Here is a 14,831-nt window from a genome sequence, read left to right as displayed (position 1 = left end):
ACCAGAAAATCTATGAAAGACAGGTTTAATCATGAGAGACAGCCGAAACCTTGGAATTGATCTATTAAGAATTGTATCTATGGCACTTATTGTCCTGCGTCACATTTTAGGCTTTGGAGGCATCCTTGAAAATGTCAGCCTGTTTTCTCTTAATTATGGAATCGCCTGGCTTTTAGATACCGCCGCTGAATGCGCAGTTAACTGCTATGCCCTAATAACTGGCTATATCTATACAAATGCAAAATTTAAATACTCCAATATTGTTTCTATCTGGCTGCAGGTTTTATTCTATACGGCTGGAATTGCAGGCCTCTTTTTTATTTTTATGCCCCAAAGCGTCAGCACAAAAATCATTCTGTTCTCATTTTTTCCTGTTATGGGAAATCATTATTGGTATTTTACCTGTTACTTTGGAATGTTCTTTTTTATCCCATTTTTCAACCAGCTTTTGGACACCTGCTCTCCTTTACTGTCTAAAAAACTGTTTTTTACAATTGTAATCCTGTTTTCTATCCTTCCCACCATAAGACATACCGATCTTTTTGGCGCTGCGGATGGATACAGCTTTTTATGGCTGTCGCTTATGTATCTCTTAGGCGGACTTATCAGACGAAACCAAGAGAATATAAAAGCCGAAAAAAGAACACTTTTATTTGTATATCTCTTCTGCATTCTGTCAGCCTGGATAAGCAAATGGGGCATTCAGTTTATCACACTAGGCCTTACAGGTACGCCTAACAATGGTACACTTCTGCTGCTTTACACCTCTCCTACAATGCTTTTTGCTGCATGCACACTTCTGATCCTGTTTTCCGGCCTCAAAATACGTCATATGCAAAAATGTATCCTTTTTTTCGCCCCTCTGACCTTTGGTGTATATCTGATACACAATAATAATCTTATCCGGGAGAATCTTTTGAAAAACGCTTGCATTTCTTTTGCCTGCGCCTCACCTGCTGTTATGCTCGGCATTGTTACCGCTCTGACACTAAGCGTCTTTTTCTCCTGTTCCATAATTGACCTGTTTCGAATTTATCTGTTTCGATTATTGAGAATCCCAAAGCTTACTCAATGGATGGAGCAGCATTATTTTGTACGCAATTTATAATAGTTCACGCAGCCCAGAATAGAACGATAGGTCTGTTTTTCCCCTATTTCGAAGAATGGCGCCAGTTGTTCTAAGCATGCCTCTTCATCATACTCAAATTGCGGAAGAAATATCAGTACGGCCGCTTTCATTTCCTCTGCTTTTCCTTCCTCAAACCAGATGTTGAGCCATTCTTCTCCAAAAACATTGATACGAACTGTATTTTCATTTTTATAATGAACACGTTTCTCTTCTTTTTTATCCCAACGCAGTTTGTAGGGCACCCAGTCCTGCCACCAGTTCCCTCCAAATTGAGAACCATCTCCGTAAGAGTCCCCGAAGTGTACCACATTTACTGCATCGCCCTGGAAACCTTCCACAAAACACTTATCCAGAGCCCTGTCAATAAATGTATATTGATAATTATAAACAATGGTATCTACATAGCCCAGGTCTTCCGAAGGTATGTGCATGTAAAGCATATCCGCCCTTCCTGTTTCCACATGGGGAAACACCGCCAAGCTTACCGGGTCTACTGTTATATAGCTTTGAAGAAGCATAAGCCCAACACAGGAAACTATTATAAAGTACCGTATTTTCCCGGAAAATACGATTTCTATTACAACAACCCCTGTGATTGCCAACGCCAGATCGCAAAACAGATTATATCTTGCCAACGCACCCGTTATATACAAATTAAGAAACAAAAGCAAGCTTCCGCTGACGGCCCACAAAAGAAATATGCCCCCTGAAACCTTTTTCACCTTATGCCTGTATAAAAGCAGCATTACTATTCCAGTAAGAATAACTGCCAGATAAATCCAGTTAAAGTTTAAAAGGAAAAGCTGCCCCAGCTTTGTCAAAATAAAATCTGCGCGGAATCCGAAACAATTCATGCCTTCATTGTCCCACACAAACTTCTGCTGCTCCTTAGAGGCCCAGCTGGTAATTCCGCCAATGAATTTCATATATCCCATCTGAAACAGAACACTGGCTCCTGCCGCCCAGACTGCCGGATTTTTAAATACACCTCTTACCCGCTCTGCCACTGGAAGCTTTCTTCCAAAAAAGCTGTACAAAACCAGCCCCAGTACAAGCCCAGCCTGCATCACTATACCTGTCTCCTTTGTCTGTACGACAACACAGCCCCAAAAAAGCATTAGAAAATATTGTTTATACAGACAGCTGTAAATTACAAAAACGCCAAACAAAGCAATCCCAAAATCAGGATTAAAATTCTGAAATGTCCCCAAAAACAAAGGCCCACAGGAAATCAGAAACGTATATAAGGCCAGACGCCTGTTATCACACTCCAAAAGCAGCTTCTCCAGAATCCTGTAGATACAGAAAATTGCTGCCAGCGTCAATGTCAGGTTTACAAGCTCCATGCCCCAGATTCTTCTTGGCGCAAAAAATTCCCCTATGGCATAAATAGGTGCGAATCCCAAAGTAGGATGGCCGCACAAACGAAATTGTTCAAAAAACGCTTCCCATGTAAAGTCAAAATTCTCACATGCAGTTCCGAGTCTGTAATAATACTCTCCTGCATCCCATCTTTGCATAACATTTAAACTGAAGCTTCTTAAAATTCCCGAAACAAACAATATTGCATATAGATACCGATCGCTGCTGATTTTTTTCCTGAATCTTTCCCTGCAGCCCTTATCCTTTCCCGACAGTATCACCCATACAAGACCCAGTGCCACAGTTCCAGCCGTAAGAACCAGAGCTGCCGCCAAATGCCGGAATCTATGTGTATCCAATCCCATACCAGACACAAATGCTGCTGATAAAAATGCTGCCGGAAAAAAACATATGACAGCCCACTGTCCGGCTATATTTCTCAAAATAACATCCTGTACCTTTATCTTGCAGCCTTTCATACATCAGTTACTCCATTCCTTATATTTGCAATTAGTATATAACAAACCTGCTCCCCTGACAAGAAAATGTTACAGTTGCTTTTCAGGCATAGAATTGCTATACTTTTTTTAATTGTACATATTTTACTAAGGAGATATTATGGAAACCTATAAGCAGGAATTAAACTCTTTTCAAAAAACAAAACTTACGTGGGATGTCTTATTCTGATTTCGATTATCAGCTACGGCTACACTGCAGTCAACACAACTGTTGGTATTGATGATATCCGGAGGATTTTATGTAGGAAGTTCTTTTGGTTTTCAGTATTTTTTGAAAAGATTGATTTACATGCCCTTCACAGAATTAGATATTTGTATTATCATATTCTTCGCTTTAGGCGCCTATCTGGTTCTTCGCTATAAAAATTGGAGCTTGCTGCCGATTGGATTTGGAATACTTTTTTCCCTGTTTCTTCTCTCGTTTATTCATTGAGGTTTCACCCCCGTGCCTGTCAGGTGTTTTCTGTCTTTGTCGCCTTTACATGGATGCTGCTCCTGAATGTTTTAACGCTGCATCAGCAGAAAATTGTAAAAATCATCTATACCCTTAGACAGCCTGTTCCAATTCCGTTTGACAGTAAAATCTCCGAAATGCTACAATAGCTTTAAACCTATCAAAATACAGGAGTTTTTTATGATGCTGAATAATTTTTTTAAGAATAAAAGATATACGACTGCTCTCGTCTCTGCAGCTTTCGGCTGCGCAATACTGATTTTTAATTTCCTCACTCCCATGCTGGCTGATGACTATTCCTACACCTTCAGCTGGTATGATCACAACAGTATTGTGACACTCAAAGACGCATGCTTATCTATGTACGCCCACTATCTCAGCTGGGGCGGGCGGATCATTACCCATTTTATCGCTACTGTATTTCTGATGATTGGAAAGCCTGTTTTCAACATTTTTAATGCAGCCCTTTACTGCTGGCTGGCCTATCTTCTCTATCGTTATGCTGCGGTTCACGCAGAAAAAGGACATTCCCTTATTTATCTGGCTGTACATCTGTGCATCTGGTTTGCAGTGCCCGCCTTTGGACAAGACTTTCTCTGGCTCATCGGAGCATGCAACTATCTATGGCCGGCTGCATTTATTTTTACCTTTCTCTGGCCATATTACCAATACGTCATGTCCGGCAGATTGTTAACGAATAAAATCATCATCGGCTTTATGCCCTTGCTCGGTCTCCTGGCCGGATGGGGCAATGAAAATACCTCTGGTGCAGGCATTCTTTTTATTGCAGTCCTGTTGCTGATTGCCCGGAAACTCGGCCGGAAAATTCCTCTTTGGATGCTGATCAGTTTCGGAACACAGATACTCGGATTTATTTTTATGATTGCCGCCCCCGGAAATTACCTCCGGCTTGAGAGCAGCTCCGAAAACACAGGACTCCTTCTCACTTACGGCGGACGTCTTGCCGTCTGTAATTCTATGCTTTACGAATATATGCTTCCCTTCCTGCTTGTGTATCTCTTTCTTTTTGTTCTTGTATGCTATCAGGATATAGAATTCTACAAAAAATGGATTGCTGCCCTGTTTGGCATCACTGCACTGGCCAACAATTATGTAATGCTTGTGGTGACCGAATATCCTGAGCGTGCCGCTTTAGGAACCGCACTGTTCCTGGTGACAGGGCTTCTTTACTGCCTCTCTTTACAATTAGATGAGAATCATGTAAAATGGGCCTGTGGCATTGTCTGCAGCTTAATGGCTGTCTTTTTTATCCAATACAGCTATGGCCTGCTGGATATTGGCTATACTTATCGTGTATATAACAGAAGAATTGATTCCATCCTTCAGCAGAGAGATGCCGGAATCCTGGATATTGTCACTTACCGCATTGAACCCAAAACGAAGTTCAACGGCCTTTACGGTCTTGAAGATCTGCAGGGATATCCCACTCACTGGCTGAACGGTAATACAAGCAATTACTTTGGGCTTCATACGATTGTTGCCTTTCCGGAAGAAAAAGCGGAAGAATAGTTTTGTTATAAAGGAGCAATATGTCTAATTTAAATCAAAAGCAACGCATCATACAAAATTATACCATCCTGGGCGTTGAATGCCTGTGTATTACTGTCTCGTTTGTTTTGGCTGTTTTTACCCGGGGCGTATCTGCCAGTTACCGCCTTTATTCAGAAACATATATTTCCACCATTATATGCATCCTCTTTTTCCATCTGCTGTCCTCATATCTCTTTGATTGGAATACGGCTTTTTTTCAAAGGGGATATTTTGTGGAATTTATTGCGGTGCTTAAATATAACAGCGTGCTGATACTGTTTTTGAGCCTCTTTCTTTTTATTGCAAAATTCGCAGAAGATTTTTCCAGGCTTATCTTTTTTTATTTTTTTATATACAACGTTTTGCTGACATATCTCTGCCATCTGCTTGTAAAACAGTACTTTATCAGAATCTACCGTAACAGCAGCAGCAGTAATAAGCTAATTGTTATTACTACAAATAATTATATGGAAAAAATCCTGGAAAAGCTTCTTTCCGCCAAAGAATGGAGTTTTGAAATCGCCGGACTTGTGATTCTGGATAAAGAATTGACTGGAACTTCTGTTTGGAATATTCCTGTTATTGCTTCATCGTCTAATCTTTACGATGTCTTTACCACAGTTGTAGTGGATGAGGTTTTTCTGCATCTGCCTGATTACTCTAAGGAGGAACTGGAAAAGCTGATTCAGCAGTTTGAAAGCATGGGAATCACTGTACATGTAAATATTGACTATTTTGATAATGTAGCAGCACATAAAACCACCGAAATTTTTGCTGGTTTCACAGTCCTGTCCTACGAATCCAATTCCTTTGATTATCGAAGGCTTTTTATAAAACGCGGAATGGATATCCTCGGCTCTTTCATAGGCTGTATCATAACCATCCTCATAACCCCTTTTGCGGCCTGCGCAATCAAGCTGGAGTCCCCCGGCCCTGTATTCTTTTCCCAGCTTCGAGTCGGGAAAAATGGACGCAACTTCAAAATCTATAAATTTCGTTCCATGTATATAGATGCCGAAGACAAAAAGAAAGAATTAATGGCCAAAAATGAAATGAGTGGGCCGCTTTTTAAGATGGAGCACGATCCACGCATTACAAAAGTCGGAGCTTTTTTGCGAAAAACCAGTATTGATGAACTCCCGCAATTTTTTAATATTCTCTTAGGGCAGATGAGCCTGGTGGGAACACGTCCGCCTACCTTAGATGAGTTTAAACAGTATGAATTATATTTCCGCCGAAGGCTCAGTATTAAACCAGGCCTGACCGGCTTATGGCAGGTCAGCGGCAGAAGCGATATCACAGATTTTCAAGAAATTTTAAGGCTGGATCTGGAATATATCGACAGTTGGTCATTATCTACAGACATTAAAATTTTATTTCTGACTGTCTGGGTTGTTATTATGGGAAAAGGGGCAAAATAACTGCCCCTTTCTTATTTATTCAGTCCCTTTCTCCAAGAGCTTAAGCGAGATATCAAATAATCTCTCATTTACCTCCCCTTCCTCATTCACAACAATCCACTTTTCCGAATCGGGATAACCATGCCAGAAATGCTCTGGGGCCACAATAATGCCCTTGGAGAGCAAAGCTGGTTTATAGGAAAAAGAGCTTTTACTTATCAGAAGAATATCTGCCTTTACCAGATGCCAAAACGTTTCCTCTGCCGCCATATCCACACAGTAATGAACATTGGGAAATGGGAAGTATGGTTCAAATTCCTCCTTTTTTCCCTGGGAAAAAATATATATTTGTGCTTCCAGGCCTTTCAATGCCTTTAAAAGAGCCGTCAGAACTCTCTGATAATATCCCACATCCAGCCAGCGCATGGTTATGTTTGGATTATCGGAGACCGCTGTCACATCCCCCCGGCGAATATGAACTGCGATAGAAATTCCCTTTTTTTGATCATAGAGCAGCTTTCCTCTTTGTACAGGAGCATGAAAAAATTTATCTTGAATCATGCTTCTGACCCCATACTGCTCTCTGTAAAATTGATCCTGTTCTGCCAGAAATACAACCCTTTTATTGGTATAAGATCGAATAATGCGCCGTATCATCGTCAAATCTGCTTCGATCTCTCCTCCAAACATTGGAAGGCGCACAATCCGGCAGCCTTTCTCTTTGACCAGCTCCTCCAGAGAAACCTCTCCTTCGCCGAATCCCAAAAAGGATTCCCATGAAGATTTTGTATATGGAATTCGTGAATTTGAAAAAGGAATATGTGCAAATCTAAGCCCGAACTGCTTCGCATACCAGTAACCGGCAATCCAGTTTGCCATCTGATGGCCGATACCCGCGCCTGGATTGGGCCGCGCAGAAAAATAATTCTCATATCGTTCCTTTGGAGGCCTTCTTTGAAGACGCATATGCCAATAGGAAGCATATAAAAAAGGAAACCATTTTTTTCCAAAATTGTGGTTATAAATCAGATACCGAATCTTTGCCTTTCCCTTATAATAAAACTCCTGAATATTCATCATCCGTCTGCTTCTTCCTGTTTTTCTGCAACTTTCTTGTCTTTCACTTCATAAACCACATCACAATTTTCAATCGTGGACAACCGATGGGCAATGATCAAAAGAGTCATTCTTCCCCTCAAATGCTCTATAGACTCCATCACTGCCGCCTCTGTATCAGAATCAAGAGCCGAGGTAGCTTCATCCAATATCAAAAGAGAAGGATTCCTGTATAAAGCTCTTGCTATCCCCAGACGCTGGCGCTGCCCGCCTGATATTCTTGTTCCTGCCTCTCCAATCACTGTATCCAGTCCGTGCTCCAGTCCTTTTACGAATTCCTTTAGCTGGGCCTCTTCCAAAGCCTCCCATATCCGTTCATCATCTTCCCTGTCCTCGGACAGTTCAAATCTTACATTATTTCTTATTGTATCATCCAGCATATAAATTGTCTGGGGAATGTAACCGATTTGCTCATGCCACTCCCGTTCTTTTCCTTCTAAGTCAAGGCCGTCTATCCGAATCTGTCCCTGCACAGGCTTTAATATTCCCAAAATCAAATCTACCAAAGTGGTCTTGCCCGCCCCGGAAGGCCCGATAAATGCCACCGATTCATTTTTTGAAATAGTCAGCTGCACATGCTCAAGAACACAGTCCTCTGTATTCGGATATTGAAAAGACACATCTTCCAAAGAAATCTTGTTATCAAAAGGTATTGCTTCTTTCCTGGATTTTTGTGCTATGTCTATATTCTGTTCCATTTCTCTGATGTGCACCAGTTCCCGGGAAATCGCGTCTACTGCAACTCCTTGATGGATCACCGTCCCCATATAACTGGATATCCTGTTCACGGAAGGAAGGAGGCGAAATGCTGCGATTCCAAATACACCAAGAGTTATGATAAAATCATCTGTATAGGAGCCAAATGCAACCTTAAATGCAATAACAAGCATCAAGCTGCACACACAAATCACTTCCATAATTGGCTTTGGCACTATATTTAAAAAAAGATTCTTCTGTGTCGCTTCCGCATTCACATGATTACTTTTTTCGAAATCCTGACAAAATACGCTTTCCTTATTTGATACTTTTATCTCTTTGATTCCGCCAAATCCCTGCTGCATGCACTTCATCATTGCAGCAGTCGTATCTCTTCTCTGATTTCCCAGGTCTGAGAGAAGATTTTTAAACTTCTTTAAAAATAAAAATACAAGCGCTCCCATGCTTAGGGATACCCCAAGCGTAATTCCCGGGTCTTTAATCAATAAATAGACCACCAGTACGATACTGACACAGCATTCTGAAGCAACTTGAATCATGTTTAAAACTGTTTCATAAAACATCTGGGTATCGGAAGTAATGTTTCTGATCAAATCAGCGCTATTATTGTCTTGATGAAAGGAATAGTCCTGGGCAAGATAGCAGCGCATAATACGGTTTTTCAAATCTCTCTGCCCATAGGCTGTAAATTTGTATTGTCTGTTTGCCAGCAGCAGGGCAACTAAATTTTTAAGAATATAGATCATACAAAGAAAAAGAGCAATTCCCACGATAAGCTGTGAAGCTTTTGTAATTCCCAGAATTTCGCAGCCCCGTCTGATAACAGGTTCCTGCATCAGCTCGTCAGGAGCTATCACTGCATTAATAAAAGGCACAACTACCGACACTCCTACCAGCTCAGAAAAACCTCCTAATAGAATTAAAACAGTTAATTTTACTATCTCATTTTTTTGTTTTCTGTCAAATATCTGCAGTGTCTTTTTCACCATATTCATTTTGTAATCCTCTCTACCAATAGCATCCGCCTTCTACATCTGTATAGCCCTTGGGCCGCTCCTTCTCTGAAGGATATATCCAATACTCATTGCGAAGCCTGGCTACATCTTCCCTGTTTTCCCATCGTTTTCCAAGAATACCGAACAGCATCTGGACATCTCCTCCCCAATGCACCGCACTCTTTCCATGTTCTTTGATGTAGGAAGCCAAAGGAAACCCATATGCGCCGCAGCCAATCAAGGCAATATCAAAATCTATTTTCATGGCCTCCTCTCCCATGTACTGCAATGCTTCAAACCAATCTGAAAATCTGTCGTCTGTTTCATTCCCAATTGTCTGCACTGCTTTTAAGGTTTTAAGTTCAAATTCCGGAAGCACTTCCGGATCCGAAAATATCTTTTCGCGCCGTTCATACTGGCTTTGTATGGATTCTGCAAACGGATGAATCACTAATACTTTCCTGCCTTTTAAAGCAGCCGTCCAAGGCTTCTTTGCAGTCCAGGCATTCATCCAATCACATACATTTTTCAGTTCTGCTGCATATTTTTGAACAAAATACTCCTCATAAGGCTGATACCATCGAAGCAGAACGTCCACATTCCCCAATGCATGCTTCATTACTTCATTGAATTCTGTCATAAGCTCCTGTTTCTCCGGAAAAAAGCCTGCACAAGTGCATAACTGCGCGCAGGCTTTTTCCTTCTTTGACCGAAAGTTAAACTCTTCTGTCCGCATGACAAAAAGCTCGCCTGCACCTAGTTTCCCTATCATAAAGGGCTCTTGTTTGTCCAGCTTTTCTTCAATAAAGTATCGAACCTGAGCATTGTCTATATAATTCGGTTCTTGGGTTACATCCTTTTTCCCAAAATAATTATTCCAGCTGCAATTTATATTCCAATAAATCCATTCCGATATTTTCATAAAAAACTCCCATCCTGATACTCTGTTATAAAACTTACAATGGCAAAATCAGCTTCTCGCTTAACCCACGATTGCCTTCATCTGTATAATCAGAGTCCAAACAGCCGCAAGGAGTAAATGTCATTTCTCCAAAAAATATTTTATCCCCCATTACATAAAAATCTATCCTCACGAAAGGAAATCCCGTTGATAATCTTTCTGCATAATACAACAGCTTATCTAAACACGGCGGCTGTATAACTTCTGGCATGGGCTCATAAAAAGTACTAACGATCCAGTTCAAAAAGTTCCAATCCCTATCGAACAAATGGAACTTACTGTGACCCGTTTCCCGCTCCTGGCAGAGTAAAATATATTCGGCTTTTCCATTGTAACAGTATACCTTATAATCATCCGGCAAAAGTCCCTTATGAGGCTGCAAATATTTTTCACATATAATACGCGGTTTAATATAATGATACTGCATCTCGGCATTCGGCAGGGAATAGTCTCTCTTCAGCCATTTATTCAGATTCTTTTCTGAATCTTTAATATTCAAACTGTTCTTATCGTTACAAACAATATTATATCCTGCACCATGATTACACTTCAACACAAATTGTTTTGGTAAATCTCCCCATGAAATTTTAGATGCTTTGTCGTAAACCCCAATGCAGTCTACTAATATTTCTTTACATCCTCGTTTTTCAACATACTTTCTTACTTCCACTTTATCTGCACATTGAATCACCCGTGGGTTTTTATAATATGTGTTCAGCTTTAACCACATTAGTTTTTCATTAAACTCCTGTGGGTTCTTTAAATTCAAATTACGGCCTAATGCCTGCTTATATCTGATTTTACTCACCGTCTCCGGAGAAAAATATGTCAATCTGCTGATAGCCCAATTCTTCACTGCACGATATATTTCTCGAACCATGCCTATTTTCTCAGTCTCCATTTCTTTATCCTCCCAGTCTCTTCTACAACCGCTTATTTCCCACTGTTTTCAACCGGCGCTTCACCTTTTTCCAAAAAGTATCACTATATTTATCTCTAAATTCTTTCATCAACTGTTTATCCAAATCCAAAATCTCAAATCTGCAATCCTCTTCTCTGCAATTCAATATTGTCTCATACTCTGTGGAGGCCAGGCAGTGGCTTCCGCTCCCGTCAAATCCCATATTCACAACACGGGAATCCTTCGGATATATAGAAGGCATCTCCTTTTTACTCTGTGCAAAACACCAGCGTATGGCCCAGGAATCCCTCTTCCCCTCCATCTGTTCGCACAGCATAGGTGTCAGATCCGTACCGCCGCGGTTAAATTTCCACATTTCCTTCCGATCATTTCTAAACTCTGCGAAATCTTTCACCTCCCAATCCACCATGCTCCAGCGATCTTTCCAGGTTGCCCATCCCCAGCTGCAGGCACGATAACAATAAAAAATGTCATGTGGATATTGCTTCAAATGTTTCATTGGAAAAGAATATCCGCTGATAGACCACACAGGTTCTTTCTCATAAAAATCCAAAGCCTGATTCATATACTTCAAAAAATCCTTGGAAGTATACAAATCATCCTCTACCACAATCACTCTTCCATAACGTTCTATCACTTCTGTGACACCGGATATTACAGATGCCGCCAGCCCTTTGTGTTCCGCCGCATATTTCACATGCAGGCTCTGAAAGGGATGGCCTTGTTCCAGCTTCTCAATATAAGCCCTTACAGCTTCTGTCTTTTCCTGTTCTTCTTTTTTGCCGAACTGATCTGCAAAGATATAAACTGCTGTATCCTCAATTCCCATATTCAGGCCCAAAGCTTCTATTGTTCTTCGCAAATGTTCTTTTCGATTATAGGCGAAAATTACCACTGGTGCCTTCATCTGTTTTTCTCCTCACTGCACAATTTCACAATAAGCCTTTCTCAAATCTTCCAAATTCCTATGGGGATCGTGGGTTCTCTCTGCATGCTGCCTTCCTGCTTCCGAGAACCGCAAGGCCAGAGCATCGTCCTCAAAAATCCGGCTGATGTAATGCGCAATCATATAATACTCATCATAAGAATACAAAAAACCTTCCTTTCCATGAACCATCATATTTTTCACGCCGCCCACATCCGACGAGACACAGGGCACCCCCAGAATCATGGCTTCCCCCAGTGAATTCGGCGAATTCTCAATCGATGAAGGCGAAAGGAACACATGGGAGCGCAAAAACGCCTGGCACATGGACTGTTCATCCAATTCTCCTCCCAAAAAACAAATATGCTCTTTTAAACGATACTGTTCTATCAATTTTTTAATATATACCAGATAAGAAGTTTCTTTTAATCGATTCTTAAATCCGGTTCTTTCAAAAGGACTTTTTCCGGTGGTATAAACCTTTAGATCCGGATACCTTCTTATCAATTCCGGCATAGCCAGCAGCAGCAGATGGAAGCCTTTGATCGGATATTCCCATTGGCTTACAAAGACAGAATGCTTCTCACATTTCTCCAGGCTCCATCTATTGACATAAAAGGACTTCCGTAAAGTCTCATTGCAAAAATGGTATGCAGCCTGCGGCTGTATGATTTCTGTGCAGGCGCGATCCCAGTCTGTCCTTCCAATCACATGAGGCACCTTCTTAAGCGCTTCTGTCTCCAGCTTTCCTCTAATGCGGTATTTCCTCTGTGCCTGGAAAATACTGTCCCTTTTCACATAATCGCGGAAAGTATGGGAGTGCGCCACTCTCTCAGGCAGGGCCGCCAGATAATGCTCCGCATAGACAGACACCAGGCCCTGGATGCTGATTACCGTATGCGAAATCAGCCCAGCCTGTTCACATGCTCTTACCATTGCAAGGGTATGCGGAAACTCTGTTCCGAAGATATGAACCAGATCCGGCTTTACTTTTGTTAATACAGCGCAAAAATAACGCTCCGTTTTCCCACTATAGGTAAAATCTTTTCCATTCCATGGAAACCCATAATATTCCATGCCTTCTGCTGTTCCTTCCAAAGGAGTCCTTTGCAGCAGAACCGGGAAGGAAACCGCAAGGCTTACATCTTTTTCCTTCTGCAGTTCCTCTGACAAACCAGTAAGCCATCCGCTTGTACTGCGAAAGGGCATAGAAAGACTTTTTGCAATCTTTGGAAGCATAATATTGCACAGCCACAATACCTTCATCACAAAATCCTTTCACTGTCCCATGTAATCAGTTCCTTTACCACCTTCGCCGGGTTGCCTGCTGCAACAGTTCCTTCCGGCACAGGCTTTGTAACTACGGCTCCCGTTCCGATTACTGCATCTCTTCCCACCGAAACGCCTTTTAGGATATAGACTCCCTGGCCAATCCAGACATGATCCCCTACAACAATATCGCCTGCATAATTGCACCGTTTCCCATCTTGTGTCAGTATCGAATGGCTGTCCCCCGTACGTATAACAATTTCACTGGCCAGCAGGCACTGCTTTCCAATCACAAGTTCTTTCCCCTCTGTTACTGCCAGATGTGTTTGTCCCGTTACACGTGTATTATGGCCGATTACCACTTGATTTTCATCGTCCTCCACCCATATCTCTAATTTGGCGCATCTGCATTCTTTTCCAATCCTGACATGGTTATGATTTCCCCTGATATAGATATGGCAGCCCTGAAAAACGCATCTCTCCCCAAGCTCCACCACATTATCCTCACCATATATCTCAATCTTACATTTTTTCAAAAAGCTGCCCTGTAAACGCACCTGATTTCTGCTTCCTTTTATCTTCTTCCTAGTTCCCCCTAAAAAACGATAAACAAGAGCCAGACCATTCTGCAATCCACTGTGGTTCTCTAAAAATTCCTTCATGTCGGCCTCCCAAGCATTATCTTTACATAAGGCAGTATTGTATAAACACAGGCGCTGGCTGTCCCAAAGTAAGTTTTCACAAAATAAAACCATTCCTTCGCAGGAAGCCCTTTGGGCATTTCTTTCATTTGAATCCTTTTTTTCCTGGGAATCTTTGGATCTCTCCAGGTTCCATCAGCAGGATTATCGTCACATAATCCTACAAAAAAATCTACCACCTCTATCTCGCAGCCCATTTCCCCAAGAGTCAGCCCGTAAGCAAAATCTCCCAGAGAATGCCGGTAGTGTCCGTCCATAATGGGAGCTTCCAAAAACACCTTCCATGGAATCAGAACACAATTTGCATTAAAGGTGTCACAGCGCTTCCTTTTCCCTTTTGCCATGATCACCTCAAAAGATGGACGAAAACGCGATTTCTTTTTCGCCCCTCCGTATGACAGCCTGCCATCTCTTCCACAGACTGCACCAACCAGCACTCGTTTCTCATCCGGTGATAATTCTTCTGCCAGCTTTTCCAGAGCATGAGGATAAAATGCTACATCGTCATTAAAAAGAAGCACATAATCATACTCTGCCTTCTGCTGCTTCGCATATTTCATCCCTTCACGCATACCGCCTGTATAGTAGAGGCTGCCTGTTCCCTGTACCACCGTCACATCTTCCAGGTGTTCCAATTCTTCAGCGGTTCCGTCCGTGCTCTTATCGTCTACTGCAATAAAGCACAAATCCATTTCGGCATTTTCCTCTATCAAGCTTTTTATGCTGGAAATGGTTATCTCCTTTCGGTTAAAACATGTAAAGATTGCCAAAACACTTTTTTTCATTCTCTCTATCCTGTTCTCAGTTCAAC

General features: G+C 41.6%; 12 protein-coding genes. 3 read left to right on the top strand and 9 right to left on the bottom strand.

Annotated elements, in window-relative coordinates:
- Positions 1 to 31 precede the first annotated feature (31 nt).
- Complete coding sequence (locus VV089_RS24115; protein ID WP_334337721.1) at positions 32 to 1,108, top strand: acyltransferase; 1,077 nt, start codon at positions 32 to 34, stop codon at positions 1,106 to 1,108.
- Here the strand turns inward: VV089_RS24115 and VV089_RS24110 are convergent.
- Complete coding sequence (locus VV089_RS24110; protein WP_334337720.1) at positions 1,087 to 2,970, bottom strand: hypothetical protein; 1,884 nt, start codon at positions 2,968 to 2,970, stop codon at positions 1,087 to 1,089. The genes VV089_RS24115 and VV089_RS24110 overlap by 22 nt on opposite strands.
- Positions 2,971 to 3,643: 673 nt before the next feature.
- On the opposite strand from VV089_RS24110, the gene VV089_RS24105 reads away from it, so the two are divergent.
- Complete coding sequence (locus tag VV089_RS24105) at positions 3,644 to 4,993, top strand: DUF3329 domain-containing protein (RefSeq protein ID WP_334337719.1); 1,350 nt, start codon at positions 3,644 to 3,646, stop codon at positions 4,991 to 4,993.
- 20 nt (positions 4,994 to 5,013) lie between these two features.
- Positions 5,014 to 6,435 carry a sugar transferase gene (locus tag VV089_RS24100; protein ID WP_334337718.1) on the top strand — a complete coding sequence of 474 codons (1,422 nt, stop codon included), beginning with the start codon at positions 5,014 to 5,016 and terminating at the stop codon, positions 6,433 to 6,435.
- 15 nt (positions 6,436 to 6,450) lie between these two features.
- On the opposite strand, the gene VV089_RS24095 is transcribed toward VV089_RS24100, so the two are convergent.
- Genes VV089_RS24095 through VV089_RS24060 form a run of 8 tightly spaced genes read right to left on the bottom strand, consistent with a single transcriptional unit; the run spans position 6,451 to position 14,805 of the window.
- Positions 6,451 to 7,494 (bottom strand): hypothetical protein, encoded by a 1,044-nt coding sequence (locus VV089_RS24095; protein WP_334337717.1) that lies wholly within the window; start codon positions 7,492 to 7,494, stop codon positions 6,451 to 6,453.
- On the bottom strand, positions 7,491 to 9,242 hold the full coding sequence (locus tag VV089_RS24090; protein WP_334337716.1) for an ABC transporter ATP-binding protein: 1,752 nt from the start codon (positions 9,240 to 9,242) through the stop codon (positions 7,491 to 7,493). Before VV089_RS24090 ends, VV089_RS24095 begins: the two co-directional genes overlap by 4 nt.
- Before the next feature lie 13 nt (positions 9,243 to 9,255).
- Positions 9,256 to 10,164, bottom strand: a complete 909-nt coding sequence (locus VV089_RS24085; protein WP_334337715.1) for a GT-D fold domain-containing protein — start codon at positions 10,162 to 10,164, stop codon at positions 9,256 to 9,258.
- Between the two features lie 34 nt (positions 10,165 to 10,198).
- The gene (locus tag VV089_RS24080; RefSeq protein WP_334337714.1) at positions 10,199 to 11,104 is read right to left on the bottom strand and encodes an ATP-grasp fold amidoligase family protein; all 906 of its coding nucleotides are present in this window, start codon (positions 11,102 to 11,104) and stop codon (positions 10,199 to 10,201) included.
- A 22-nt stretch (positions 11,105 to 11,126) separates the two neighbouring features.
- Positions 11,127 to 12,032 (bottom strand): sugar transferase, encoded by a 906-nt coding sequence (locus tag VV089_RS24075; protein WP_172543083.1) that lies wholly within the window; start codon positions 12,030 to 12,032, stop codon positions 11,127 to 11,129.
- Positions 12,033 to 12,044: 12 nt separating this feature from the next.
- Positions 12,045 to 13,316: a glycosyltransferase family 4 protein gene (locus tag VV089_RS24070; RefSeq protein ID WP_334337713.1), complete on the bottom strand. Its 1,272-nt coding sequence runs from the start codon at positions 13,314 to 13,316 to the stop codon at positions 12,045 to 12,047.
- A complete protein-coding gene (locus tag VV089_RS24065; protein ID WP_172543081.1) occupies positions 13,316 to 13,981 on the bottom strand; it encodes an acyltransferase in 666 nt (221 codons plus the stop codon). The genes VV089_RS24070 and VV089_RS24065 overlap by 1 nt, the downstream gene beginning before the upstream one ends.
- Complete coding sequence (locus tag VV089_RS24060; protein WP_172543080.1) at positions 13,978 to 14,805, bottom strand: glycosyltransferase family 2 protein; 828 nt, start codon at positions 14,803 to 14,805, stop codon at positions 13,978 to 13,980. Before VV089_RS24060 ends, VV089_RS24065 begins: the two co-directional genes overlap by 4 nt.
- Positions 14,806 to 14,831: the final 26 nt, after the last annotated feature.

This window comes from Candidatus Merdisoma sp. JLR.KK011 (assembly GCF_036941125.1).
GTDB lineage: Bacteria > Bacillota > Clostridia > Lachnospirales > Lachnospiraceae > Laedolimicola.
The sequence above is the reverse complement of the archived record's forward strand: the minus strand, read 5'-3'. Positions and strand labels throughout refer to the sequence as shown.